Origin of the sequence: Paenibacillus macerans (assembly GCF_900454495.1) — a bacterium.
In the GTDB taxonomy this organism is placed as follows: Bacteria; Bacillota; Bacilli; order Paenibacillales; family Paenibacillaceae; genus Fontibacillus; species Fontibacillus macerans.
On record NZ_UGSI01000001.1, the window covers coordinates 3,436,511 to 3,459,416 of the forward strand.

At 55.0% G+C, this 22,906-nt stretch carries 24 protein-coding genes; 11 read left to right on the top strand and 13 right to left on the bottom strand.

The window, feature by feature from the left end; all coding sequences use genetic code 11:
• The first annotated feature begins 57 nt into the window (after positions 1 to 57).
• On the top strand, positions 58 to 2,028 hold the full coding sequence (locus DYE26_RS15560) for an ABC-F family ATP-binding cassette domain-containing protein (RefSeq protein WP_036625255.1): 1,971 nt from the start codon (positions 58 to 60) through the stop codon (positions 2,026 to 2,028).
• Positions 2,029 to 2,376: 348 nt separating this feature from the next.
• On the opposite strand, the gene DYE26_RS15565 is transcribed toward DYE26_RS15560, so the two are convergent.
• Complete coding sequence (locus tag DYE26_RS15565; RefSeq protein ID WP_051985659.1) at positions 2,377 to 2,694, bottom strand: YciI family protein; 318 nt, start codon at positions 2,692 to 2,694, stop codon at positions 2,377 to 2,379.
• 185 nt (positions 2,695 to 2,879) lie between these two features.
• On the opposite strand from DYE26_RS15565, the gene DYE26_RS15570 reads away from it, so the two are divergent.
• The 3 genes from DYE26_RS15570 (at position 2,880) to DYE26_RS15580 (ending at position 5,484) form a co-directional block, all read left to right on the top strand.
• Positions 2,880 to 3,761 (top strand): hypothetical protein, encoded by an 882-nt coding sequence (locus tag DYE26_RS15570; protein WP_036625256.1) that lies wholly within the window; start codon positions 2,880 to 2,882, stop codon positions 3,759 to 3,761.
• 407 nt (positions 3,762 to 4,168) lie between these two features.
• Positions 4,169 to 5,092 (top strand): cysteine synthase A, encoded by a 924-nt coding sequence (gene cysK / locus DYE26_RS15575; protein WP_036625258.1) that lies wholly within the window; start codon positions 4,169 to 4,171, stop codon positions 5,090 to 5,092.
• Between the two features lie 50 nt (positions 5,093 to 5,142).
• Positions 5,143 to 5,484 carry a rhodanese-like domain-containing protein gene (locus DYE26_RS15580; RefSeq protein WP_036625261.1) on the top strand — a complete coding sequence of 114 codons (342 nt, stop codon included), beginning with the start codon at positions 5,143 to 5,145 and terminating at the stop codon, positions 5,482 to 5,484.
• A 27-nt stretch (positions 5,485 to 5,511) separates the two neighbouring features.
• On the opposite strand, the gene DYE26_RS15585 is transcribed toward DYE26_RS15580, so the two are convergent.
• Genes DYE26_RS15585 through DYE26_RS15595 form a run of 3 tightly spaced genes read right to left on the bottom strand, consistent with a single transcriptional unit; the run spans position 5,512 to position 7,631 of the window.
• A complete protein-coding gene (locus DYE26_RS15585) occupies positions 5,512 to 6,327 on the bottom strand; it encodes an AAC(3) family N-acetyltransferase (RefSeq protein ID WP_036625263.1) in 816 nt (271 codons plus the stop codon).
• A 33-nt stretch (positions 6,328 to 6,360) separates the two neighbouring features.
• Entirely contained in the window at positions 6,361 to 6,780 is a 420-nt protein-coding gene (locus DYE26_RS15590; RefSeq protein ID WP_036625266.1) for a DUF6157 family protein, read from the bottom strand.
• Positions 6,777 to 7,631: a VanW family protein gene (locus DYE26_RS15595; RefSeq protein ID WP_244927436.1), complete on the bottom strand. Its 855-nt coding sequence runs from the start codon at positions 7,629 to 7,631 to the stop codon at positions 6,777 to 6,779. Before DYE26_RS15595 ends, DYE26_RS15590 begins: the two co-directional genes overlap by 4 nt.
• Before the next feature lie 238 nt (positions 7,632 to 7,869).
• Here DYE26_RS15595 and DYE26_RS15600 point away from each other — a divergent pair, with 238 nt between their 5' ends.
• Positions 7,870 to 8,886 carry a M23 family metallopeptidase gene (locus tag DYE26_RS15600; protein ID WP_036625268.1) on the top strand — a complete coding sequence of 339 codons (1,017 nt, stop codon included), beginning with the start codon at positions 7,870 to 7,872 and terminating at the stop codon, positions 8,884 to 8,886.
• Complete coding sequence (locus tag DYE26_RS15605) at positions 8,883 to 9,335, top strand: bactofilin family protein (RefSeq protein ID WP_036625270.1); 453 nt, start codon at positions 8,883 to 8,885, stop codon at positions 9,333 to 9,335. Before DYE26_RS15600 ends, DYE26_RS15605 begins: the two co-directional genes overlap by 4 nt.
• A gap of 89 nt (positions 9,336 to 9,424) precedes the next feature.
• Here the strand turns inward: DYE26_RS15605 and tsaD are convergent, their stop codons facing one another.
• Genes tsaD through tsaE form a run of 4 tightly spaced genes read right to left on the bottom strand, consistent with a single transcriptional unit; the run spans position 9,425 to position 12,352 of the window.
• Positions 9,425 to 10,471: a tRNA (adenosine(37)-N6)-threonylcarbamoyltransferase complex transferase subunit TsaD gene (tsaD, locus tag DYE26_RS15610; RefSeq protein WP_036625272.1), complete on the bottom strand. Its 1,047-nt coding sequence runs from the start codon at positions 10,469 to 10,471 to the stop codon at positions 9,425 to 9,427.
• Positions 10,462 to 10,986, bottom strand: coding sequence for a ribosomal protein S18-alanine N-acetyltransferase (rimI, locus tag DYE26_RS15615; RefSeq protein ID WP_036625274.1), 525 nt, complete (start codon positions 10,984 to 10,986; stop codon positions 10,462 to 10,464). Before rimI ends, tsaD begins: the two co-directional genes overlap by 10 nt.
• Positions 10,987 to 11,000: 14 nt before the next feature.
• Positions 11,001 to 11,858: a tRNA (adenosine(37)-N6)-threonylcarbamoyltransferase complex dimerization subunit type 1 TsaB gene (tsaB, locus tag DYE26_RS15620; protein WP_036625279.1), complete on the bottom strand. Its 858-nt coding sequence runs from the start codon at positions 11,856 to 11,858 to the stop codon at positions 11,001 to 11,003.
• Between the two features lie 2 nt (positions 11,859 to 11,860).
• On the bottom strand, positions 11,861 to 12,352 hold the full coding sequence (gene tsaE, locus DYE26_RS15625; RefSeq protein WP_036625281.1) for a tRNA (adenosine(37)-N6)-threonylcarbamoyltransferase complex ATPase subunit type 1 TsaE: 492 nt from the start codon (positions 12,350 to 12,352) through the stop codon (positions 11,861 to 11,863).
• Between the two features lie 870 nt (positions 12,353 to 13,222).
• Here tsaE and ku point away from each other — a divergent pair.
• Positions 13,223 to 14,215 (top strand): non-homologous end joining protein Ku, encoded by a 993-nt coding sequence (gene ku / locus DYE26_RS15635; RefSeq protein WP_036625286.1) that lies wholly within the window; start codon positions 13,223 to 13,225, stop codon positions 14,213 to 14,215.
• An 11-nt stretch (positions 14,216 to 14,226) separates the two neighbouring features.
• Here the strand turns inward: ku and DYE26_RS15640 are convergent, their stop codons facing one another.
• Positions 14,227 to 15,174, bottom strand: a complete 948-nt coding sequence (locus DYE26_RS15640; protein ID WP_036628646.1) for an ATP-dependent DNA ligase — start codon at positions 15,172 to 15,174, stop codon at positions 14,227 to 14,229.
• A 202-nt stretch (positions 15,175 to 15,376) separates the two neighbouring features.
• Here DYE26_RS15640 and ligD point away from each other — a divergent pair, with 202 nt between their 5' ends.
• Positions 15,377 to 16,276 (top strand): non-homologous end-joining DNA ligase, encoded by a 900-nt coding sequence (ligD, locus tag DYE26_RS15645; protein ID WP_036625289.1) that lies wholly within the window; start codon positions 15,377 to 15,379, stop codon positions 16,274 to 16,276.
• Between the two features lie 16 nt (positions 16,277 to 16,292).
• On the opposite strand, the gene cls is transcribed toward ligD, so the two are convergent.
• On the bottom strand, positions 16,293 to 17,723 hold the full coding sequence (cls, locus tag DYE26_RS15650) for a cardiolipin synthase (protein ID WP_036625291.1): 1,431 nt from the start codon (positions 17,721 to 17,723) through the stop codon (positions 16,293 to 16,295).
• A gap of 190 nt (positions 17,724 to 17,913) precedes the next feature.
• Between cls and DYE26_RS15655 the strand changes: the two genes are divergently transcribed.
• Together DYE26_RS15655 and DYE26_RS15660 are read left to right on the top strand one after the other, a co-directional pair.
• Positions 17,914 to 18,906, top strand: a complete 993-nt coding sequence (locus DYE26_RS15655) for a M23 family metallopeptidase (protein ID WP_036625292.1) — start codon at positions 17,914 to 17,916, stop codon at positions 18,904 to 18,906.
• Between the two features lie 31 nt (positions 18,907 to 18,937).
• Positions 18,938 to 19,357, top strand: coding sequence for a bactofilin family protein (locus DYE26_RS15660; RefSeq protein WP_036625294.1), 420 nt, complete (start codon positions 18,938 to 18,940; stop codon positions 19,355 to 19,357).
• Between the two features lie 90 nt (positions 19,358 to 19,447).
• Here DYE26_RS15660 and DYE26_RS15665 read toward each other — a convergent pair whose 3' ends face one another.
• The 3 genes from DYE26_RS15665 to DYE26_RS15675 form a co-directional block, all read right to left on the bottom strand.
• Positions 19,448 to 20,224: an ABC transporter permease gene (locus DYE26_RS15665; RefSeq protein WP_036625297.1), complete on the bottom strand. Its 777-nt coding sequence runs from the start codon at positions 20,222 to 20,224 to the stop codon at positions 19,448 to 19,450.
• Positions 20,217 to 21,131: an ABC transporter ATP-binding protein gene (locus DYE26_RS15670; protein WP_036625298.1), complete on the bottom strand. Its 915-nt coding sequence runs from the start codon at positions 21,129 to 21,131 to the stop codon at positions 20,217 to 20,219. The genes DYE26_RS15665 and DYE26_RS15670 overlap by 8 nt, the downstream gene beginning before the upstream one ends.
• Before the next feature lie 417 nt (positions 21,132 to 21,548).
• Positions 21,549 to 22,214, bottom strand: a complete 666-nt coding sequence (locus tag DYE26_RS15675; protein ID WP_036625302.1) for a PDDEXK family nuclease — start codon at positions 22,212 to 22,214, stop codon at positions 21,549 to 21,551.
• Positions 22,215 to 22,711: 497 nt separating this feature from the next.
• On the opposite strand from DYE26_RS15675, the gene DYE26_RS33470 reads away from it, so the two are divergent.
• Complete coding sequence (locus tag DYE26_RS33470) at positions 22,712 to 22,849, top strand: hypothetical protein (protein WP_164815239.1); 138 nt, start codon at positions 22,712 to 22,714, stop codon at positions 22,847 to 22,849.
• Positions 22,850 to 22,906 lie beyond the last annotated feature (57 nt).

The window sequence follows — 22,906 nt, forward strand, 5'->3', positions numbered from 1 at the left end:
AAATATACAATAATGTTCATATTCTAATGATAATGTTTTTGGAGGATAGAATCGGATATGCTGCTTCAAGCCACAAACATCACAAAATTATACGGAGTAACCGCCGTTCTGGAGGGAATCAACCTGCAGGTGCTGGAACGTGACCGCATCGGTCTCGTGGGCGTCAATGGCGCCGGCAAGTCGACATTTCTGCAAATTTTAGCCGGTGAATTATCCTATGACGGCGGTCAAATATTCAAAGCGAAGGAAACGACGATCGGCTACCTGGCGCAAAACAGCGGGCTGCAGTCGGACCGCACCATCTGGGAGGAAATGCTCGCCGTATTTGCCCCGTTGATCGAAACGGAGCGCGAGCTGCGGCGGATGGAGGAGCAGATTGCCGATCCGGAGCTGGCCCGGGACGAGAAAGCGCATCAGGATTTGCTCAACCGCTACGCGCTGAAATCGGACTGGTTCAAGGATCACGGCGGCTACGAGATCGAGACCCGCATCCGCAGCGTCCTGCACGGCATGGGCTTCGGCGATTTCCCGCCGGACACCGTCATCTCCACGTTAAGCGGCGGGCAACGGACCCGGCTGGCGCTGGCGCGTATATTGCTCCAAGCGCCCGATTTGCTGATGCTTGACGAACCCACTAACCATTTGGACATCGAAACGCTGACCTGGCTGGAGGATTATTTGCGGAATTATTCCGGGGCATTGCTGGTCGTTTCCCATGACCGTTATTTTTTGGACCGGCTGGTCACTTCCATCGTTGAAATCGAACGCCATCAATCGCGTAAATATACCGGCAACTACAGCCGGTTTATCGAACTCAAGGCGGCGGAATACGAGAGCCAAATGAAGCAATATGAAAAACAGCAGGACGAAATCGCCCGGATGGAAGCTTTCATTCAGCGGAACATCGTTAGAGCGTCTACGACCAAACGGGCCCAGAGCCGGCGCAAGATGCTGGAAAAGATGGACGTCATCGGCCGCCCGCAGGGCGATCTGAAACGGGCCAGCTTCTCCTTTGAAGCCGAGGTTATGAGCGGCAAGGACGTGCTGCAGGCCGATCATCTTGCATATTCGTTCGAAAACAAGCAAAAACCGCTGTTTCAAAACGTCTCCTTCTCACTGCAGCGCGGCGAGACGGTCGCTCTGATCGGCCCCAACGGCATCGGCAAATCGACGCTGCTCAAAATGCTGACCGGGGATCTGAAGCCTGCGGCCGGCAAAATCACCTGGGGCGCTAAGGTGAAAATCGGCTTTTACGATCAGGAGCAGACCAACTTGAATCCGGACAATACGGTGCTTGAAGAACTGTGGAGCGCCTTCCCCCATATGGAAGAGGCACGCATCCGCACCGTGCTCGGCAATTTCCTGTTCAGCGGCGAAGACGTGCTGAAGAAGGTAGCCGCGCTAAGCGGCGGCGAAAAAGCCCGGGTCGCCCTGGCCAAGCTGATGCTGCAAAAAGCGAACGTCCTGATTCTCGACGAGCCGACCAACCACTTGGATTTGTTTAGCAAGGAGGTTTTGGAGTCCGCTTTGCTCGAATATGACGGAACGCTGCTGTTCATATCCCACGACCGTTATTTCCTGAACAAAATCGCGGAGCGCATCGTGGAGCTTCATCCGAACGGAGCGGAGCATTTCCTGGGCAATTATGACGACTATTTGGCGAAAAAACAGGAACTTGCGGAGCTTGCCGCGGAAAAAGCCGGAGCCGGCGAGGTTAAACCGGGCGCGGCCAACCGGGCCGTTCCTGCGCCCGAACAGGCCTCCGCTTCCCAGAAGACGGGAGCCGCTTCGTACGAGGCCGACAAACAGGCCAAACGCGAAGAACGCAACCGGCAGCGGAGGATGGAGCAGTTGGAGGAAACGATCGCTAAGCTGGAAGGCGACATCGCCGCTTTGGAGAGCGAACTTGCGCTGCCTGAGGTTTACCAGGATTACATGGCGGTTCAGGAACGCCAATCGGCCATCGAACGGCACAAGGAGCAGTTGTCTTCCGCTTATGAGGAATGGGAAACTTTAGCCGAAGCGTAAAATGGATTTTACAACACCTTCACAAAAATTTTTTATTTTACAAAACGAAAACAATAAAGCGAATTATGCACAAATTTATCCACATTATCCTGAATTATTTTCACATTAAAACGGCCCTTAGGGCCGTTTTTTTTGCAGGTTAACTAGGTTTTTTCACAAAAACGCCTAATTATCCACCAACTTATTCACATTATCCACAGTTTTCAGAAAACAAACCGGGGCTTTTTTCGTATCCGCATTCATAAGTTGACGGACAAGCTTTCATCTTTCTTTCATAAATTTAGCCAACAATCTGTGGATAACCTTGTCCACATCTTGACAAAATCAGACTTTTTTCTTCCCCTTCCATTATCCCATTCCCAAATGCCGGTTTTCTTCACAGGAGATCTCCCAGGTTCGAAGCTCATAGTTCTCGGCTCCCGATTTCACGAACGGATCTTGTCCGGCGATTTGCCGAGCCTGCTCGATCGTGTCCGCTTCGATGACGATCATCCCGCCTTTATAATCGGTAAACGGACCGCACATGACCAAATATCCCAGCCTATCCAGTTCCCTTAAATGGGCCACATGTTCGCGGATCAGCCCCTCGTCAAGGCTTTTCCCGGGATTTAGCGTAAGCAAAATGACATACTTTGTGAATTTCGGTGCCTCGGTCTTCGTTTTCATGCTAATTCCTACTGTCAAGTTACTGATTCTTTTTTCCCGCTTTTTCCGTTAAACCGTTTCACCGCCCGCATCCCGCCTGCAAACCATCCGAAATGCCTATTGCCCTCCCGGTTTTAAACTCTTTATGATCGAATAGAGCAAAACTAGAGAAAGCTGTAAAAGATTGCCGAAAAGGAGAGAAATGAATGAAACTTGTCAAAGCCGCTTCACTGGCCGCACTGGGAGCCGGCCTCGCTTTTTTGGGAGGCTGCCAGGTGCTTGGCGCGACGCAAGACGCTTCATCCACGGCTCCAGCCTTTACGGAATCCAAGCTCCCGGGCGGAGGGCTCGCTTTGCCTCTAAACGAGCGGATTCATTTGTCGACAGACCAAAAGTGGGTTGCGGAGGAAGGCCATCTGTCCGATTTGATCCGGCTGCAATGGACGGCGGAGCGGGCCAAACCGGCCATCGCTTGGGCCAATGAAGAAGGGAAGGACAAGACCGCCATCATCTCGCACGACAAGGCCAACAACCCGGAGCAGCACGATCATAAGCATATATCGATCGAAACGACGATGTCCCCTGACGGGGAGTATAAGGACCAGCTGTTCACCCGTTTTGAAATTCCTTATGATACCGATGTCGCCGAGATTCGCACCCATTCTTCGAACTTCAACGTAATGAACGGGATTTTGCGGGTTGCCGGGGAAGGAAACCGGGTTCTGGAATTTGCCAAAAACGGGAAGGATAACGCCACGACGCCGCTTTGGAGCATTCGGGCCAATAGCGCGGAGCAAAAAGGGAACAACTCCGGGGCCGACCTGAATATCGTCCGCTATTCCGATCAGGGAGAGGCCGTCGACAGCGCTCTGACGATCAAACGCGACGACGCCCATGTCGGGATCGGAACCAATGACCCGCAAGCGGCGCTCGACGTAAACGGCGACAGCATCCGGGTCCAGCAATCCCGGACTCCCGCCTCCGCCAATGCGCCGGGCAACCCGGGGGAAATCGCCTGGGACGAAAATTATGTCTACGTTTGCGTTGCCAAAGATACGTGGAAACGCTCCGCCTTATCTAGCTGGTAATGCCGGAAATGCCGGTAAAATAGCGGTGCGGGCAGCGGCAGCTTTACGGTATCTGCCCTGCCTTAGCCCGCTCCATTTCCTTGCTGCCGTCTCCTCGCTTGTCTTCTCCTTCTTGTATTCTCCTCGTTTGCCGTTTCCCCGCCATTATTTTGCAGTACCGACAGACCTGTTTGAAATCCTCGCCAACTTAAGCCCCCTTTTTCGTCCATGTGTGTAAAAAAAAGAAGAGTTCTCGCCGAACCCTTCTACGCTGTGCGTGTACATTAACACAGAGGACCTATTTGCGCAGTGACTTTTGTTACTTCGAGTTGCCCAAATGCCCTGAAACCCGATACAATAAGCGAAGACAGTTGCAGATCAAAATGGATTAAAAATAACGGGTATCGGAAAGCAGGTGCCGCCACGACATGTCCAGCAAAGCAGTAAATCATATTACAGAGCTGATCGGAAACACCCCGGCCGTTAAACTGGGGCGGTTGGCAGGAGAGCAGGATGCCGAGGTATTTGTGAAGCTTGAATATTTCAATCCAAGCCGGAGCGTCAAAGACCGCGCCGCCTTCCATATGATCGCGGCCGCGGAACGGGCCGGCCTGCTGAAGCCAGGGGCCGCGATCATCGAGCCGACCAGCGGCAACACCGGCATCGGCCTGGCGATGAATGCGGCGGCCAAAGGCTATAAAGCGATTTTGGTCATGCCGGATAACATGACCAAGGAGCGGATCGCCATCCTTAAAGCCTATGGCGCCGAAGTCGTGCTGACGCCGGCCGCGAAGCGGATGCCCGGGGCAATCGAAAAAGCCCGGGAGCTTCACGCTCAAATCCCGGGCAGCTTTATGCCGCAGCAGTTTCAAAACGAGGCCAACCCCGAAGTCCACCGGCTGACGACCGGTCCGGAAATCGTACAACAAATGGAAGGACAATTGGATCTATTCATCGCCACCGCGGGAACCGGCGGGACAATTACGGGGACCGGGGAATATTTGCGCGAGCGTATTCCCGGCATCTCCATCGTCGTCGCCGAACCCAAGGGCTCGCCCGTGCTGTCCGGAGGGCAGCCGGGGCCGCATAAACTGGTTGGAACAAGCCCAGGCTTCATCCCGCCGATTCTGAACACCGAAGTATATGACGAAATCGTCCAGGTTAGCGATGAAGCTGCGCTGGACACCGTCCGGCGCCTGGCGGCCCTGGAAGGCATCCTCGTCGGACCCTCCAGCGGCGCTTCGGTGTGGACGGCGCTGCAGTTTGCCAAAAAGCTTGGAGCCGGCAAACGCATATTGTGCATCGCTCCCGATAACGGCGAACGTTATCTGAGCATGGACGTTTTCCATTAATGCCGCGCCGAACCAGGCATATACATTTTTAATGAAAAGAGGCGCTACTCATGAGCGAAATCATTGACGGCATTTCCCATATCAACTCGGATGAACTGAAGAACCTGCTGCAAAACCCGGATGACCAAACGATCATTATCGATGTCCGGGAACCTTTCGAATACGAAGCCGGCCACATTCCCGGTGTTCCGCTGATCCCGATGGGCGAAATCCCGCACCGGCTGGAGGAATTCGATCCGGGCAAGGAATACGTGTTTATCTGCCGCAGCGGCAGCCGCAGTTTTGAGGTAGCACGCTTCTTCCGGCATAACGGTTTTGAACGGGTTCACAACTACAGGGGAGGCATGCTGAATTGGGATGGCGATGTGGAAGCGGGGCTCCCCGCCGAATGATCGCACCGGCAGCCAAACCATTTTAGCTTATCCTTCCAGCTCCGTTCTATGGCTTGCAAGCCATTCGACGGCATAGTCGACCAAATCGCGCTGGGGCATGAGCATCGCCTCGGCCCCGGCGATCTTTCCTTTTTTCACCAACCCCGTATCCTGCGCAAAATCCGCCCCCAGCTGTTCAAAATCGTCGGCATCGTAGGCGACGTCCGGGAACTCGACCCAACGTCTTACGCCGTTAACATTCATCGGGGCCTTGTTGATGAGCTTCGTTTTGCCCGGATAATCGGACCGGCATTCCGCCAAATGGATGGAGGTGTTGTTGCCGTGCCCGACGCCCAGCAGCAGCACGTCTCCGCGCAGATCATAAATCCGGGCCAGCGGCGACTCGTTTCCAAGCCCGTACGCCAGGGAATGCGCCGTAACGATGCGATCCGCGCGAGCGCCCCGGGCGGCAAAGGAATAAAGCGGGTGCCCGCTGCGCAGGGTTCCCTCCTGCTTGCGGAACGTTTCCGGAATGACGCCCATCTTGAGCGGAAGCGTTAGCGACGGATCGTACGCGGGCATTTGCTCGCGGATCGCCTCCCACCACGCCTCAGGCACCGGCGGATTCCCCCAGCCGGACGGGTCGGTCAAATCGCCGCTATGGGTCGGCATCACGATCGTGCCCGTTTCCCCCACCGCGGCTTCCAGGGCAAGCACGACGGCGGCAGGCCCTCCGCACACCCATTCCCCTAACGATTTAAAAGAGGAGTGTACGAGCAGCGTCGCTCCCTCCCGAACGCCAAGGTTAACCATATCCGCCCGCAGCGTTTCCACCGTAATTAACTTGCCGTTGATCTCTTCCATGTTTCGTTTCTCCTTCTCCTTTTTGGTTGCTCGCTACTTCCGGCTGCTGCGCATCCCGTCAAGCAGCTTGACCCGGCCGTCCTGCACTTCGCAGAACTCGCGGTATTCGCGGGAATCCACGCCGTATAAGGCGATTTTTCCATGTTCATCGTAATGCACGCCCCATCCGTATTTTTTCGGAAGGGCCGAAGCCCGCATGCAGGCGTGCGGTTTGCTGAACAATTCGTCCCCAATCTCCTGTCTGCGCTCGCAGAGTTCTTCCTCGGAAATGCCTTTATGGCGGATATGCACCTCGAAAATCAGTTCCTCATGATTGTATCGGTAAGGCGCCTGCGACAGCAGCTCGTACTGGATCATATGAATCGGTTTTCCCTTCTTGCCCGCCTCCGGAACAACGGCCCTATCCGCCGGACAATCGGGAGAAACCCGAATAAACGCGTTCTTGTAGCTCACATAACCCGACTCCTTCCATTGGAGGGTTCGGCGGCATTCTTGCCTCCGCTTCCGGACTCCAGCAGCGGCTCATACATCATCAACGCATGGTTTTCCGTGACGTACTCGTCCCGCATTATTTCACCCGCAAGGTTGTAGGTGCGCCGGAACAGCAAATTATGCCGGATGTAACCTCCCCAATATTCCTGGGAAATCCGGTGATCCTTTTCATAAACCTCATAGCGATAGTGCGGTTCCTTCATGGATCTGACTTCTCCGGCCAAATACCGCTCCGTTAAATAAACGTGGAGCTGCAGCGGTTCCGGACCGGGGTTATACAGCTTTAAATCAAGGTAGTTGTAGGAGCAGGTGGCTCCGCTTCCAAAGGGCTGGGTTCTTCCCGAATCGGGAAATACGTCATAGCTGTGGCGGTGGCGCTCCGTTATTTCAAGCGGTGAATGCAACGCCATCCAATAAAGCAAATTGGCTAGTTGACATAAACCGCCTCCTATTCCCTGCTTGAATTTCCCGTAGTGCAATACTATGCCGTTTACGTACCCTTTTTTCCGCGTCGGTTTGCCTATCGTTCTCCAAAACGAAAAGGTCTCCCCCGGCCGGATGATCAGCCAGTCAATGTTCTTCACCGCCAGCTTGAGGTTAATTATTTTGTTGTATTGCAGTTGCATATCGACATCCTTGAGCTGCCTAAGCAAAACCGTTTGATGCTGAAAAATCCGGTGGGGAAAAAGTTCGGTTATCCGCTGTTTGGCCAGCTTATCCGGACCAAACCACCAATTCAGGTAACGCTGAGTCCGATAGAAACAAGTTCCTAACCAAATTCGAAATTTTGACCTTTTAACCGGTTTCACCATGTTCCTCCCATCCCGGCACCCCGGCGGAATGCCCGCTCGCACTTCCATCATTATACACCAGCCGGATGAGCACATTCACTTGCCTTCGACAAAATCCTGCTTGAATGGTGAAAAAAAGAGCAATTTTTTTCACAATGGAGGAATTTGGAACATTTTGCCGAAATAATTGTAGGGGCAAGTAGAAATAATGACTTTTGTCCTACTAGATATATCGGCGCTAGAATGACAGGAGGATGACATGAGGGGAAGATTCAAGAAAAAGTTAAACCGGCGATATACCATGCTGGTCGTACCCGAAGGTACAAATCCCGTATTTCGCTTTAAATTTCATTTTACTCATATGTTAGCCGTTCTGATCGCCGCAGCCCTGCTGCTTGGCTCAGTGTTGGCCTTATTTGCCGTCAATCGCAGCCACACAAGCCGCATCGGTTCGCTGGAGGCGGAGCTTTCCGATTCGTCGAACCTATTCGTCGACAAGGAGAAGGAGATTGACCGGCTATTGTCGGAGCTGATGGAGCTTTCCGAAAAATCCAAAACGATCGAAGCGAAAATGAGTGAATTGGAACAGCTGGAGGCCGAACTGAAGTCGATCACCAAAGACGGCATCATCCAGAGAACCAACGTCAATTCCGCCTCTTTATCCAAAAATACCGCTACGGAAGCTTTGGCGGCGGGAGGCGTTGGCGGCGACGCAGTTCCTATAATGGAACAGGACATCGCCTCCCTCGTGGAGGAAACGAAGAAAAGCATCACCGGCTCGTTAAACGAACTGCCGAAATTGCAGCAGCGGCTGGAACTGGCCAAATCATCGCTGCAGCAGTATAAAAAAATGATGCTCATTTTCCCGACTTTTTGGCCCACGGAATCGGTCCGGATTACGTCCAGATACGGTGAACGGGACAACCCTTTTGACGGCAGGGGGCATGAGCTGCACAAAGGTCTCGATATCGGCGGCGGGGTCGGGGATCCGGTATATGCCGCCGCGGACGGCACAGTGACGGATGCGGGACACAACAGCGCACGGGGCAATTACATAACGGTTTCCCATCCTTCGGGACTCAGCACCATCTATATGCATCTAAGCAAAATCGAAGCGGAAAAAGGAGATTCCGTCAAACAGGGCGAGAAGATCGCGGAAATGGGTTCGACCGGCAGAAGCACGGGGCCCCATTTGCACTTTCAAGTAGAGAAGAACGGAGCTACGGTTGATCCCGAGCTGTATTTAAGAAAACCCGGAGAGGAAGATCAAAAATGAAACTAAGAGGCAATAGGCAGCAGCCCGAGAGGCTCGACCCGAACACGACCGACACGTTGATTGGCGAAGGCAGCGTTTTTGAAGGAAAAATCAAATCGGAGGCCGGCGTGCGCATCGAGGGTCAAATTACCGGAGACATCGAATGCGAAGGGGACGTTACGATCGGGGAGAAGGGGCTGGTTCACTCCAACATTCTGGCCAGAAACATCATTATCGCCGGGGAAGTCCACGGCAATGTACAGGCCAAAAACAAGCTGTCGATCACGTCCAAAGGAAAGCTTTACGGAAATATCGTAACCGCGGCGCTTTCCGTTGAAGAGGGCAGTATTTTTGAAGGAACGAGCAAAATGAGCGGCGGCGCCTCCGCTGCTTCGGCAGCGGTCTTAAGCCCCGGCATCAAAGAAACCGCGGCCGCGGCCGAAGCGGCGAATGCGGGGGAAAACCGCTAGGATTCATTGCCGAACGGCACCACGCAAAAACAGCTGTACCATAGAATATCCGGCAACGGTCTATGGCACAGCTGTTTTTTTATATGGAGTTAGTTATCCGTTTGAACGGACCAGCCCTCCAGCGACAAGGAAGGCTCGGCCTTCAGCCCAAGGCTGGAAAATTCCCCGCTTCTCCATTTCAGGTAAGCGGCGGCGCCGATCATAGCCGCGTTGTCCGTGCAATAAGCCAGCGGCGGAATAATCAAGGATATCCCTTCGCCGGCGCAGCGCTCGGTCAGCGCGGAACGAAGGCCGCGATTCGCGGCGACTCCGCCGCAAAGCAAGAGCTGGCGCGAACCGGTCGCCCGTACCGCGCGTACTGCCTTCTCCACCAGCACTTCGATCACCGACTCCTGGAACCCGCGGGCAATGGCCGGCTGATAGCCGTCTTCCCCGCGCATCCGGTGCTGGTTCACCGCGTTCAGCACGGCGGATTTCAATCCGCTCAGGCTGAAATCGTAGGAATCCGGCTCCAGCCACGCCCGCGGGAGCTCCTCGGCCTCCTCCGCTTCGCCGGCCAGCTTGTCCACATAGGGTCCGCCCGGATACGGAAAACCGAGCGCCCGGGCCACTTTGTCGTAAGCTTCCCCTACGGCGTCGTCGCGGGTATGGCCCAGCAGCTTAAAGCTGCCTTCGCGTTCCATCAGCACCAGTTCGGTATGTCCGCCGGAAACGACGAGCGCCATAGAAGGATACAAAATGTCCTCCATCAGGCGGTTGGCGTAGATATGCCCGGCGATATGATGTACGCCGATCAGCGGTTTTTCGAGGGCGAAAGCGAGGCTCTTGGCCGCCATAATCCCGACGAGCAGCGCGCCCACAAGCCCAGGCCCCTCCGTAACGGCAATCGCGGACAGCGACTCCGGCGGGATACCCGCCTCCCGAACCGCTTCTTCCAGGATGCGCGTAATGCTCTCCACGTGCTTGCGCGAGGCCACCTCCGGCACCACGCCGCCGAAGGCGCGGTGCGTTTCGATCTGGCTGGCGATCAAATTGGAGAGGACCTCGGTCCCGTTTTTGACGACGGCGGCGGAGGTTTCGTCGCAGCTCGTTTCCACCGCCAAAATATAACAATCCTGTTCCTGCATCAATACCATTCGCTTCCTTCCGTGTTCCCTGCCCGGTGCGGCCGCTTCGGCAGCTCGCACCACATAATGAGCGCATCCTCATGATTATCGGAATAATACCCTCTTCTTACTCCTGCAGGGGAAAAGCCCATTTTTCCATAGAGTGAACGCGCTACCTCGTTGGAAACGCGAACCTCCAGCGTCATCCGGACCATGCCGAGCTCGGCCGCCCATTTCATCATGCGGCGGAGCAGCTTTTCCCCCAAATGCAACCCGCGGTATGCGGTTCTCACCGCAATATTCGTCACATGCGCTTCATCCACGATCGTCCACATGCCGGCATAGCCGATCGGCTGGCCGTTATATTCCATCACCAAATAGCGGGCAAAATGATTATGAGTCAATTCGTTGCGAAACGCCTCTTCGCTCCAGGGCAACGTAAACGATTCATGCTCGATGACCATAATATCCGGGATGTCCTCCAGCTTCATGGTGCGGAAGCCGACGTTTTCGGGGTTGAAATTCTCCGCTTTCCTTGAGATCATATCGGCTCCCCCCTTCACCCGTTGCGCAGCCGCTTGGCTTCCGCTTCGGCCAACTGGGTATAGTTCGGCTCAAGCGAATGAACCTCGTCGGCCGGAAACGTCCGCAGCCGCTTCACGCCGGCCATTCCCATGAAGATACCTTCCAGTTCGTAAGGGACCGGATGGACCGGCGCCAACGCGGCGGAACGCAGCTGGCCAATGGCCGCTTCGTGCTTCCCGGTTTCGCCCACAAACCAAACCGCGGCCGGGCGCTCCTGCGGCTCCAGCGCGGTAAGGCGCTGCAACAGCTCGCCGGCCCAGCCGTCCATTAGCCGGATGGCGTCGGGCGCGAGCCGCTGCGGCCAGCCGCCGGACGCCGGCGCGGCAAACAGCGCCGTATAGGCCTGGCCGCGCCGCGCGTCCACCAGCGGCACGATCCAGTGGCCGCCGGCGTAGCGGCGGTTCTCGGCGGCCGGCTTGGCCCGGCCGGCTTCAGCCGGGGCAGCGGCCCAAGCGCCCAGCTTGGCCGCGTCCTGCCCGCTGGCGCCGGCCCAGCCGCCCAGCGCCAGCGCCTCCAGGCTCGAGACGCCATATACCGGCAGCCGCAGCGCCCAGGCCAAAGTTTTGGCCGTCGTGACGGCGATCCGGATTCCGGTATACGAGCCTGGCCCGACCCCGGCGGCGATCCCGGTCAATTCCCGTTTGGACAGCCCCGCCGCGTCCAGACATTCCTTGATCGCCGTAACCAAAAGCGACGAATGATCCCGTTCGGCGTGCATGCTCCGCTCGGCCAGCAACCGGCCATCCTCCATGACCGCTACCGCCAGCGACGACGTCGAGGTGTCAAACGCCAAAAGCCGCTGCTGCGGCCGCTGTTCGTAATTGTTGTTCATCTTCAGGAGACCCCATTCTTTTGCAGGGCGGACACCCACGCTTCATAGGGTTCGCCCCGCCCTTTGATATGCATTTTCCGCGCCGTGGCCGACACGGTTTCGATATAGATTTGCAGCAAATTTGCCGGAAGCAGCTCCTCAATCAGGCTGGCCCACTCCACCAGAGAAACGCCCGCCCCGTAAAAATATTCGTCAAGCCCCAGCTCCTCGGCCTCTTCCAGCGACAACCGGTACACGTCCATATGATAAAACGGCAGCCTGCCCTCGTATTCTTTGATCAACGTAAACGTCGGACTGTTGACCGTGTCCGTTACCCCCAGGTGTCTCGCGAACAATTGGGAAAACGCCGTCTTCCCCGCTCCCAAATCGCCGTCCAGCGCGATCACCGTTCCCGGCAGCGCCTGCCGGGCCAAATGGGCCGCCAGTTTTTCCGTTCCGTGCAGATCCTCGGCCTCATAAACGTACGAAGCAAAGGGTTTGTCAAATTCCACCATGCTCAACCACCTTTAAGCGAGCCAGTATAGCCCCGTGGCCCTTGAAGGCCCCGTCCTTACGGCCCGCCGGATGAAACGATCGCAAAAAAACGTATGTCCCCATTATATCGGTCCGCCGAAGCCCCCGCAACCACGAAACCTATCTGTTCAATACGGTTGTTGTGCTTGGAAATCTCCAATAGAATTGTAAATTAATAGTAAATATAGCATCCTGATTGGATATTTCCAATAGATGAGGCACGGTAGGATGCAAACTGGGCAATTTGAGCGTATTCTACAGGATTTTTCCCCATGAGAGTTCCAAAATCGGCCAATTTTTTGCGGTCACAACCACTCTAACGGTTGCCATAGCGCTTATTTAGCTATAACCCGGGTATTTGGGCTCAGATTAGAGCAGATAACCGCGCTCACAACCGTTAAAATTTAGAAAGGGACTTTTTTGGCAAAATAGCGACTAATACAACCGTTAGATTTTCTGGCGTGATCTCAAATGGAATAGCCGGCTAGGTGTACCAGAGATTTTGTGTAGGCGTTAATGCAACGCCAGTGACATATCTGGCCTTTACCCGGCAAATAGCGACTCCCCTGTCCGTTAGAAATCAAACCGGCGTCTTTTCAGGCAAATAACGGCGCCTGCAACCGTTAGAATTTAGAAAAGATCCTTTTTCGTAAAATAGCCGCTGCTACAACCGTCAGAGCTCCGGCGGACGATAGTTTCGATTCGAAACCCCCGCTAATAGAAAAATATTTTAAAACCATAATAAGACCTATGAGCGTTTCATGCGCCAACTGAGCAACCAATTCAGCCGCATAAACCACATAAACATGCATAAATCGCCTAACGCCTAAAAAGAAAGGAGCCATCCCCTCATGCATACCGTCTGGAAAGGGGCGATCAGCTTCGGGCTGGTCCATGTTCCCGTCAAAATGTTTTCCGCCACGGAGGACAAGGACATCTCCATGAAATATATCCACAAAGTGTGCGGCAGCCCGATCTCCTATGTCCGGCGCTGTCCGGCTTGCGATGTCGATGTCAACTGGGAGGAAATTTCCCGCGGCTACGAATACGAAAAAGGGAAATTCGTCCTGTTTGAAAAAGAGGAGCTTGAGCAGCTGAACGATCACGTCGAAAAAACGATCACCATTCTCGATTTCGTCGATTTGGAAGAGATCGATCCGATTTATTTTCAAAAAACGTATTACCTCTCGCCCGATCAGGCGGGCTCGAACGCCTACCAACTGCTGCTCGAAGCGATGAAGCAGTCGGGGAAAATCGGCATCGCCAAAATCGCCATCCGCTCCAAAAGCAGCCTGGCGGCGATTCGGGTGCTGGAGGGCTGCCTGGCGGTGGAGACGATTTTTTATCCCGATGAAATCCGGCCGATTTCCCAAGTCCCCAACCTCCCGGAAACGATTCAAGTCAACGACAAAGAGCTGACGATGGCCAAATTGCTGATCGAGCAGTTGTCCACCCCGTTTGAGCCGGAAAAATATACCGACGACTACCGGGAGGCGCTGCTTGAACTGATCGAGCACAAGGTGTCCGGCGAGGAGATCAGCCTGGCTCCGGCGAAACCGGAGACCAATGTCATCGACCTGATGGCCGCGCTGCAGGCCAGCATCGAGGCGGTCAAACCGGTTGCGACCGATCCCGGCCCCGCCCCCGCCAAACGAACGCGCAAGCCCGCCGCCAAAAAAGCCAAAGCGCAGCCGGAGGAAGGAGCGGTAGCGGGAAGGGGTGCAGTGGGAGGCGCAGCAACGGGAGGCGCAGCAACGGGAGGCGCAGCAACGGGAGGAACGCCAACCGTCGCGGTCAAACCGAAGCCGAAACGCAAAAGCCCCGCCAAAACGAAAGCCGAATAACGGGCCGGACGCTACATGTTTTGCGAAACGCTGCATTCCTCCGCCGGGACGCCCCCCCAGCCTTGTATGATCGGGTGGCGCATCGTTCCGCCGGGCGTCCACTCCAGAAATTGCACTTTTACGGTCAGGGCCGGCTGAATCCAGACGGCCCCTTTGATGCGTTCGGGCACGTTGTAAAACGGCCGCTCCGGCACGGCGAGCCCCGGAATCTTGGCGGTCAGCTCGCGCCACTCCCGAACCTTCCATTTTCCCGTCCCCGCATGTCCGATGTACAAAAACCGCCCTTCGTCGTCATATAAGCCGAGCAATATCGCGTTAACGATGCCGTCCCGGTACGTAACGCCTCCGATCGCCGCATGCAGATCCCGGGCCAGCTTCCGCTTGACCCATCTGCCATCCTTGCCGCCGATCAGGTACGGGCTGTCAAGCTTTTTGCAGACGATGCCTTCCCAGCCCCGCTCTTTCATCAGGTTAAACAGAAGCTGTCCATCCCGGGTATTGGGAACAAGCTGCACCCGGTCGCCGGGAACGACGATCTCCTGCAGCAGCTGCTGGCGTTCGGCCAGCGTACGTCCGGTCACCCAGCCGCCGTCGTAATATAAAATATCAAAAATCATGTAAATGGCCTGAATCCGTCCGCTCGCAAAGCGGATTTCCCGTTCCCGCCGCAGGCTGTCGCGCCGCATGATCTCATGAAAAGAAGGCTTGCCCCCGGATAAAGCGATCATCTCCCCGTCAAGGATGACCGAGCTCGCCCGGCAGTACGAGGGGACGTCGATGAATTCCGGATATTGCGCCGTCCGGTCGTTGCCTTTGCGGTTGATGAGGCGCGTCTCCCGCCCGTCACGGTAGGTCAGCATCCGCACGCCGTCCCATTTGACCTGGGCCACCCAGTTTTCCCCCTGCGGGATCGTTTCGCTGCGAATCGGTTCAAACGGCGCGACCGGTTTTAAATCCATAAGTGTTTGCCTCCATCCGTCAGAAAAAGATACGTGCAGCGTTATGTTTCCAAGTTTGCCCATCGCCGCCAAGCTCCATTCTCCCGCCGGCTCATAGTTTCCGCGCCCCCAGGCAAGCCTAGAGATAATAACCCCGCGGGAAGCGCGGCCGGATCGCCCCAGCCAACCGACCTTCCCGCTTGAAAGGAGCTGTCCCAAGCGCATGCCGAAATCGATCAAAGGCACCATCCTCGTCGATGGCGCGGAAGTGCCCGTATCCAATCCCGACAAGCTGCTCTGGCCGGAAGCCGGCATCAGCAAACGGATCTATTTGGAGAAGCTCGCCGAGCTGTCGCCGTACCTGCTGAAATACTGCAAAAACCGCCTGCTGACGACGATCCGTTATCCCGGGGGCATCCACGGCAAATTTTTTTACCAGAAAAACGCGCCCGACCCGCTCCCGCCGTTCGTGCGCACGGCGCTGCACGAGAACATCCGGTACGTCGTTATGGACAGCCTGCCCGTCCTGCTCTGGCTGGGCAATTTGGCCTGCATTGAATTTCATCCTTCGCTGCATTACGTAGGGGAAAGCTTGCCCTGCGAATGGATGATCGACCTCGATCCGTCCCGGGAGGAAGAGCCGCGGATCATGGAGGCGGCCGCCATCGTCGGCGATGTTTTGGCTTCATTGGGACTTGCCTCCGTGCCCAAAACGTCGGGGGCCACCGGCGTGCAGATCATCGTCCCCGTCGAATACGGAGTTACCTTCGATGAATTGCGCTCCATCGGCCACTTTGTGGCCCGCTACGTCACCGAAAAACATCCGGGCCTGTTCACCATCGAACGGTTGAAAAAGGACCGGGGCGACAAAATCTATTTCGACTATCTGCAGCATTACGGCGGCAAAACGCTGGCCGCGCCATACACGCCGAGAGCCCGCGCCGCAGCCAGCGTCTCGACGCCTTTGACTTGGGAGGAGGTGCGCAAGGATCCCAAACCGTCCGACTTCAACCTGCTGAACATCGGCCGGCGCCTGAAGGAACGCAGGGATTTGCTGGCGGCCGTTCCGCCCCAGTCCGTCAAGCTGATTCTGCAGCATTTGCGCGGCCCCGTGAAGGTGTAACCCGCTACAGCAAAGGCTACAGTAAAGGCGACAGCAAACGCGCAAGCAGCTCCATTCCTTTTTGCCAGCGCGAACGCCGGGCAAATTCCGCAAGCCGGATCGGGACCGAGTCGGATATATCCCGTTCGAAATCGTCCGCGAGTTTTGCGATCGGTCCCTGATCGAACAGCAGCGCGGTCATTTCAAAATTGTAGAAAAAGCTGCGCATATCCATATTCGCCGTTCCGACGGAAGCAAGCAAATCATCGACCAGCAGGACTTTGGCGTGGATAAAACCCTTCGTATACTGATAGAACTTCACCCCGGCGGCCAGCAGTTCCTCAACGTACGACAGCGAAGCCAGCTTGACCAGCCGGTGATCGGCGTGATACGGCAAAATGACGATCACTTCGACTCCGCTGAGGGCCGCCGTTTTTAAAGCCGTATAAACCGCCTCGTCCGGGATGAAATAAGGCGATGCGATCCAGATTCTCCGTGTCGCCACCGACATCGCGCCAAAGCACATTTCCCGGATGTTGTTCCTCGGCTGGCCCGGGCCGCTCGTTAAAATTTGCACCTGCTCCCTGCCCTCGCAGCGATGGTCGGGAAACAAGCCCGGTCCTTCGATCCGCTGGCCGGAAGCCAGCCGCCAGTCGTGCACAAACGTCATCTGCAAAAAATAAACGGCATCGCCGCGCAGCTGCAAATGCGTATCTCTCCAGTATCCGGTTTTAGCGTACAGCCCCAAATAATCGTCCCCGACATTCAGCCCGCCCACAAAGCCAACGGTTCCGTCCACAACGATAATTTTGCGATGATTGCGGTAATTCAACCGGCGGCTCTGCAAAGCGGTCAGCGGCGGCAGGAAGAAATAAACCTCCACTCCCTCCGCCCGCAGCCTGCGGACAAAGGAAGCCCGCAGCAGATAACTGCCCAAGCCGTCGCAAAGCAGCCGCACCTTCACCCCTTCTTTCGCCTTGCGGATCATGACCTCCTGAAATCGGGAGCCAATCCCGTCGGCGCGGAAAATGTAAAATTGTACATGGATGTGGTCCTTCGCCTTCTCCATTTCCTCCAGCATAGCGGAAAAAGCGGTTTCGCCCTCCGAGTATACCTGCGTTTGATTGCGGCCCGTGATGGGACTTTTCGGCCAATGCGTCAGCAGCCCGAACAGCCGTTTTTGATTTTGAAAAGCCGGATTCTGCGCCTCTTCGGCCGTGCTTACGATAGACATCCGCTTCCGCAGCTTCGCCTGGGCTTCGGGAAACGGCCGCCGGCTGCGGAGCCGCAGCCATTTGCGTTTGGTGTAATCCTTCGCCACGAAATAATAGGTAATGAATCCAATGAACGGACAGAGGAACAAAATAAACATCCAAGCCACGGCCTTGCTAGGGTTCCTGAACTCCAAAATGAGAATCATAGCGATTGGAGCGATGTACGCGAGTAAAACTACAAGCAACCAGATCATAGGCTCAGCCTCCCCTAGCCATCAGCTTTAACCATCCGGCCTCCGGTTTATTCATCCCGCTCGCCTTGTATGACGGTTCGTACGTAAAACGCGATTTATATCAGACAGGGATTACATTTTTGACATGATTTAAGAGTCATAGGAATAGATAAGATATAGAACCAACTCGAGAAGTAGGGGAGGAGATGCCATGAGGAGTGTAAGCTTGCCGAACCCTAACCGGATGACGCTGCTTGTCCTTCGCGACGCCAACCAGCCCGTCAAGCAAGTTCAAGTGTCCAAGCCGCTCGTTGTTGCCGTCCCGCTGCTGGCGCTGCTGTCGATTTCCGGCCTGATCGTCAGCCTGCAAATCCAATCGGACCACACCGTTTCCAGGCTGGAAAAACAATTAAAATCGCAGACCATCGCTTTTGAAGCGGTCGTTACCGACAAAAACGAAGCGATCCAGCGTCTGCAAAATGAAGTGATTGCGCTTTCCGGACAATCCAAGGACATGATGGACCGGATGGAACGCGTGGCGGAGCTGGAGGCCCAGCTTCAGAAATTCATCGATAAGTACGGCGATTCGAAGGAGCTGGGCAAGCTGTCTTCCCTGTCCTGGGACAATTCGCAGGATTCGCTTGCGGACAGCGGGATCGGCGGCGAATTTATCGCCGTTCACGACAATGAAATTGAAACCCTTGCCCGGGAGACGAGCGACGATTTTGCGATGATGAGCGACATGCTGGATGAAATGGAGAAAAACGTCCCGGTTACGCTCAAAAAAGCAAGGCAAACGCAATACTCCATTTCCGGCACGCCTTCGGAATGGCCCACGCTGTCCACGCGGCTGACTTCGAATTTCGGGTACCGGACGGATCCTTTTTCCGGCCGGGCCGCTTTTCATGCCGGCATCGATATCGGCGGCAAGCTCGGCGATCCCGTTTACGCCGCCGGAGCCGGCAAAGTCATCACCACCGACAAGGACAGCTCGCATGGGAGATATATCGTGATCGAGCATCCCGGGGGCCTGCAAAGCTGGTATTTGCATTTGAACGAGATCGGCGTTATCGAAGGAGACACGGTCGACAAAGGACAGCAGATCGGCAAGCTGGGCAGCAGCGGGCGCAGCACCGGGCCGCATCTTCATTTTGAAATCGTGAAGGCCGGCAAACCCGTCGATCCCCTGCCCTATTTGAAGTAAATATCCTAAGTATGGAGGATTGAAGTGAACGATGTTAAAAGACAGGAAAAATGCCGCAGGACTCACCGACACGTTAATCGGCCAAGGCAGCAGCATCGAAGGCAAACTGGAGTGCAAATCGAACCTGCGTCTGGAAGGAAAATTCAGCGGTGAAATCGAGTGTCTGGGACAGGTCGTGATCGGCGAGACCGGAGAAGCCCGCTCGAATATTCAAGGCGGCGAAGTGGTCGTGGCCGGCAAAGTGGTCGGCGACATATCGACAAGAGGGAAGCTGACAATTACGGGAAACGGCCAGGTTGACGGAAATGTCGACGTCGCCAAGCTGATCATTCTCGAAGGCGGGCAGCTCAACGGCTCAAGCAAAATGGAACCGGCCGCCCCCGCCCCTGCTCCCGCACCCGCAAACGCTAAGGAGAAGCGAAAAAAATCGGCGCAGCCGGAAGCAGGGTAATCTCCGGTGCGCCCAAGGCACTGGAACCCCCCGGGTATCCATGAAAGTTCCCGCCTGCCAGATGCCAACGGGAACTTTTTGCTTTGACGGTCAAGCCGCGACATCCCTTTTTTTGAATACAAACCAGGAAATAAGAAGAAACAGCACGACGTACGCGGCCAGCACCGCCGATGAAAAGCCGAGCGTCATTCCTGCGGGTCCTGTACGTCCGCCGTAGTACTGGCTTAAATTCATATTGGTGAACAGGATGTATTTGGCCCACGGAAAGCGCACCGGGTTAAACAGCGCCGCGAACAGGTCTCCAGCAAACAAAATGAAAATGGACAAACCGATGGCAAGTCCGCCGGAGCGAAAAACCGTGGACAGCATGAAAGAAAAAATCGTAATCACGAAAAACTTTATGTAGTTATAGAGCCAATTTTCCAGAATGGACAGGGCCGGACTTGCCCCTTCCGGAAACACGGCCGAAGGCATGTCCGGAAAGATGAGAAAAGAGACCGCCAGCGCCGCGGCAAAAAACACCGCCGACATCGCCAGCGTAAACAACAGCACGGCCAGCAGCTTGGAAGCGAGCACCTTCGTGCGGGTCCAAGGACGAATCAGCAGCAGCTTGATCGTTCCCCACGTAAATTCTCCGGCAACCACATCGGCGGCGGCGATGGCGGCGAAAATGCCGACTAGATAATACAGAAAGGTCAGCTGATCCACGGCGTCCCAGGCGCTGAGCGTGGAAATTCCTCCATCCAGCGCATACAAAGTCCCAAACAGGAACGTCAGCAGAACCAGCAGTCCGGCCATGATCCAGGTGCGCAAACGGCGGTATATTTTCATATTTTCGTTTTGGACGAGCCGCCAAAAATTACTCAATGCGCCCACCTCCCGTAAGCTCCAGAAATTGATCCTCCAGCGAACGCGTCAACGCCCGGATTTCATAAACGGAAATGCTCGCCATGACCAGCTTCGCGTTGATTTCCGCCGCCTTGGTCCGATCCGCCGCGACGATCAGGCGGCTGTTTTGAATGCGGCCGGCTCCGATTACCCCGGCAGCCCGCTCCGGGTCGCTAACCTCAAAGGCGATTTCCCGCCCTTGTTCCGCTTCCCCTTCCGTCCGCAGCGGTTTGACGTCGATGAGCCGCCCCTGCTGAATCACGGCCACCGTATCGCACATCAGCTCCATTTCCGCGAGCAAATGGCTGGAAACGAACACGGTCGTGCCTTCCTCGCGGGCCAGCGTCCGCAAGTAATCGCGAAGCTCGCGAATCCCCTGCGGGTCGAGGCCGTTGGTCGGCTCGTCCAGCACCAGCAGCTTGGGCCGGTGCAGGATTGCTTGCGCCACGCCAAGCCGCTGGCGCATCCCCAGCGAATAGGTTTTCACCTTGTCGTGGATGCGTTGCTCCAGGCCCACCAGCTCAACCGCTTCCCAAATCCGCTGCTTCGTCACCCCCGGCGACATCCGGGCGTAATGCAGCAAATTTTGGTACCCCGTCAGGAACTTGTACATCTCCGGGTTTTCCACAATCGCCCCCACATGCGAAATCGCCTGTTCGAAATGCTGCTTGATACTGGCCCCCTGAATGAAAATATCGCCTTTGGAGATCGACATCAGGCCGACCATCATCCGGATCGTCGTCGTTTTCCCGGCCCCGTTCGGCCCAAGAAACCCGTACACCTGTCCCGCCGGAATGTCCAGCGTCAAAGAATCGATCAACGTCTTGGAGCCGATCGTTTTGCTCACGCCCTGAATCCGCACAACAGGCTCCTCCGTCACCGTCATGTTGCTCCCCCTTTACTTCTTGTTTGTCGATAGTTCCTTGCTTCGAAACTTCTTATTATACTTCAAAATGTGCAACAAAAATAATGCCTGGCCAAAACAACACCTGGAATGCATGGCACATTGATTGCACGATATCACCGAACTTCACCATTATAATCAGGTAATATTATAATCAAGAATATTTCTATATTCTACCACAAAAGGGCATGCCCTTTAACCCGCTTGTTTCCAGGCCAAACCTATATAGAAGAATACACGATTATAGTTATACATAAGTTGCGGACCTACTGCTAAGTTTTGCACGGCCTGCCGCTTTGCAAGGACAAACAAGTTTACTCCTTCTGCACGCCTTGCATGGCAACCCAACCCGCTCCTTCTGCTCCCCAGTTCCTTTTTGCTGTGCTAATTCTTTTGAGCCTAGTGAAGATAGTTTAATGCCAGTTCCTGGAGCTCGTATGCACGAACCCCACGTCCCGTTTCGATAGGGCCCAACATTCCTTTGGCCGAAAGGACTCGAAGGCGATTGCGGGCGGTCCTAAAGTCGATATCAAGCTCTTGGATCACGTCCCTTGGCCGGACGCGCCCGCCCAGCCTCCAAGCCAAACGGAGAATTTCCTTCTCCCTGACGGGCAACCCCTGATCCCTGCCGTCTCGCAGAAGGTAAGGACTGATCACTAACTGAAGCAGCATGCGACATACCTCGGGACGCTGCTGCACATCATCGAAGGAAAAATGGATCATTGTCCAGCCCATCCCGGTTAAAAACGTATCCCGATTCAGCGAATAGCTGAACCTCTCACGATCCATGTCTTTAACATGGCTTTGAAACCCATCGCACTCCAAACCAAAGCGGCCGAAGGCCGGCAAAAAGGCAAAATCGAGAAACTGCGACTTTCGGTTCCAATCATACACTTCATACTCCGGGTGCAGGTTATCAAGAGTTCCGAACAGCGGCCACCACACATTTTGCAATAGAAGTTTCTCGGCATATTGATGCCCGCGAAGCAGCCTGCCTTTCCTTTCCCCCGCCCTGCCGGACAAATGATACTCTAAAAACGCCTGATGAGCTTTTTCAAACTCCATGAGCTTCCCTCCCCATTAACCATAAAAAAAGAACGTCCCGACGCATACCACGATATGCGTAATGGACGTTCTTCGTCTGAACCTAGTATAACATGCGCTCCTTCCGTAGAGCAATTTAGAAACGTTTTGAAATTTACTGGCGGTTTTTCTCTCACTTTACTTGCCTCGGATAACACTTGAGTTAATTCTGATTGGAAATTTCCAATAGAATTTAAAATGGGGCCCCTCGCTGCAAGTTTGATTGGATTTTTCCAATAGAATTGGTCCACAAAGCGGCAAATTGATCCGATTTGAAGAAATCTATTGGATTTTTCCAATGAATGTATCAGTGTGGCCATCAATCCGGAAATTCTATTGGATTTTTCCAACGTGCCACGGGTCAGGGGGATACGGACAAGGAGGTGGAACTGCGGAAGCAACAATACCCGGAGGAGGGTGAGTCTATTATGGAACTGATGCCTGCGTGGAAGCGCTTGGGATACGATGAAGGATGAAGGATGAAGGATGAAGGCTTGAAGAAGGCGGCACTCAATATGCTTCGAGAGGGAATGGAGACATCGCTGGGGATTAAAGTTACAAGGCTGTCCGAAGAGCAAGTAGCGAAACTGAAGAAGCAAACAAGCCAGAAGGAGTAGTTCGAATCTTAAGTTCAGCCGAGAGGCAAGCGTATGTCTCGGTGCTAAAAACCTGAC

Bases quoted from the DNA above. Each gene is read 5' to 3' on its own strand.
- DYE26_RS15580 (WP_036625261.1), top strand. From the start codon at position 5,143: ATGAGCGAAATCATTGACGGCATTTCCCATATCAACTCGGATGAACTG.
- DYE26_RS15670 (WP_036625298.1), bottom strand. From the start codon at position 21,131: ATGACGGTGACGGAGGAGCCTGTTGTGCGGATTCAGGGCGTGAGCAAA.
- tsaB (WP_036625279.1), bottom strand. From the start codon at position 11,858: ATGAACAACAATTACGAACAGCGGCCGCAGCAGCGGCTTTTGGCGTTT.
- cysK (WP_036625258.1), top strand. From the start codon at position 4,169: ATGTCCAGCAAAGCAGTAAATCATATTACAGAGCTGATCGGAAACACC.
- ku (WP_036625286.1), top strand. From the start codon at position 13,223: ATGCATACCGTCTGGAAAGGGGCGATCAGCTTCGGGCTGGTCCATGTT.
- DYE26_RS15585 (WP_036625263.1), bottom strand. From the start codon at position 6,327: ATGGAAGAGATCAACGGCAAGTTAATTACGGTGGAAACGCTGCGGGCG.
- DYE26_RS15570 (WP_036625256.1), top strand. From the start codon at position 2,880: ATGAAACTTGTCAAAGCCGCTTCACTGGCCGCACTGGGAGCCGGCCTC.
- DYE26_RS15660 (WP_036625294.1), top strand. From the start codon at position 18,938: ATGTTAAAAGACAGGAAAAATGCCGCAGGACTCACCGACACGTTAATC.
- DYE26_RS15605 (WP_036625270.1), top strand. From the start codon at position 8,883: ATGAAACTAAGAGGCAATAGGCAGCAGCCCGAGAGGCTCGACCCGAAC.
- DYE26_RS15565 (WP_051985659.1), bottom strand. From the start codon at position 2,694: ATGAAAACGAAGACCGAGGCACCGAAATTCACAAAGTATGTCATTTTG.
- DYE26_RS15600 (WP_036625268.1), top strand. From the start codon at position 7,870: ATGAGGGGAAGATTCAAGAAAAAGTTAAACCGGCGATATACCATGCTG.
- DYE26_RS15640 (WP_036628646.1), bottom strand. From the start codon at position 15,174: ATGGATTTAAAACCGGTCGCGCCGTTTGAACCGATTCGCAGCGAAACG.
- cls (WP_036625291.1), bottom strand. From the start codon at position 17,723: ATGATCTGGTTGCTTGTAGTTTTACTCGCGTACATCGCTCCAATCGCT.
- DYE26_RS33470 (WP_164815239.1), top strand. From the start codon at position 22,712: ATGAAGGATGAAGGCTTGAAGAAGGCGGCACTCAATATGCTTCGAGAG.
- DYE26_RS15675 (WP_036625302.1), bottom strand. From the start codon at position 22,214: ATGGAGTTTGAAAAAGCTCATCAGGCGTTTTTAGAGTATCATTTGTCC.
- DYE26_RS15560 (WP_036625255.1), top strand. From the start codon at position 58: ATGCTGCTTCAAGCCACAAACATCACAAAATTATACGGAGTAACCGCC.
- tsaD (WP_036625272.1), bottom strand. From the start codon at position 10,471: ATGGTATTGATGCAGGAACAGGATTGTTATATTTTGGCGGTGGAAACG.
- ligD (WP_036625289.1), top strand. From the start codon at position 15,377: ATGCCGAAATCGATCAAAGGCACCATCCTCGTCGATGGCGCGGAAGTG.
- DYE26_RS15595 (WP_244927436.1), bottom strand. From the start codon at position 7,631: ATGGTGAAACCGGTTAAAAGGTCAAAATTTCGAATTTGGTTAGGAACT.
- DYE26_RS15655 (WP_036625292.1), top strand. From the start codon at position 17,914: ATGAGGAGTGTAAGCTTGCCGAACCCTAACCGGATGACGCTGCTTGTC.
- tsaE (WP_036625281.1), bottom strand. From the start codon at position 12,352: ATGGTGGAATTTGACAAACCCTTTGCTTCGTACGTTTATGAGGCCGAG.
- rimI (WP_036625274.1), bottom strand. From the start codon at position 10,986: ATGATCTCAAGGAAAGCGGAGAATTTCAACCCCGAAAACGTCGGCTTC.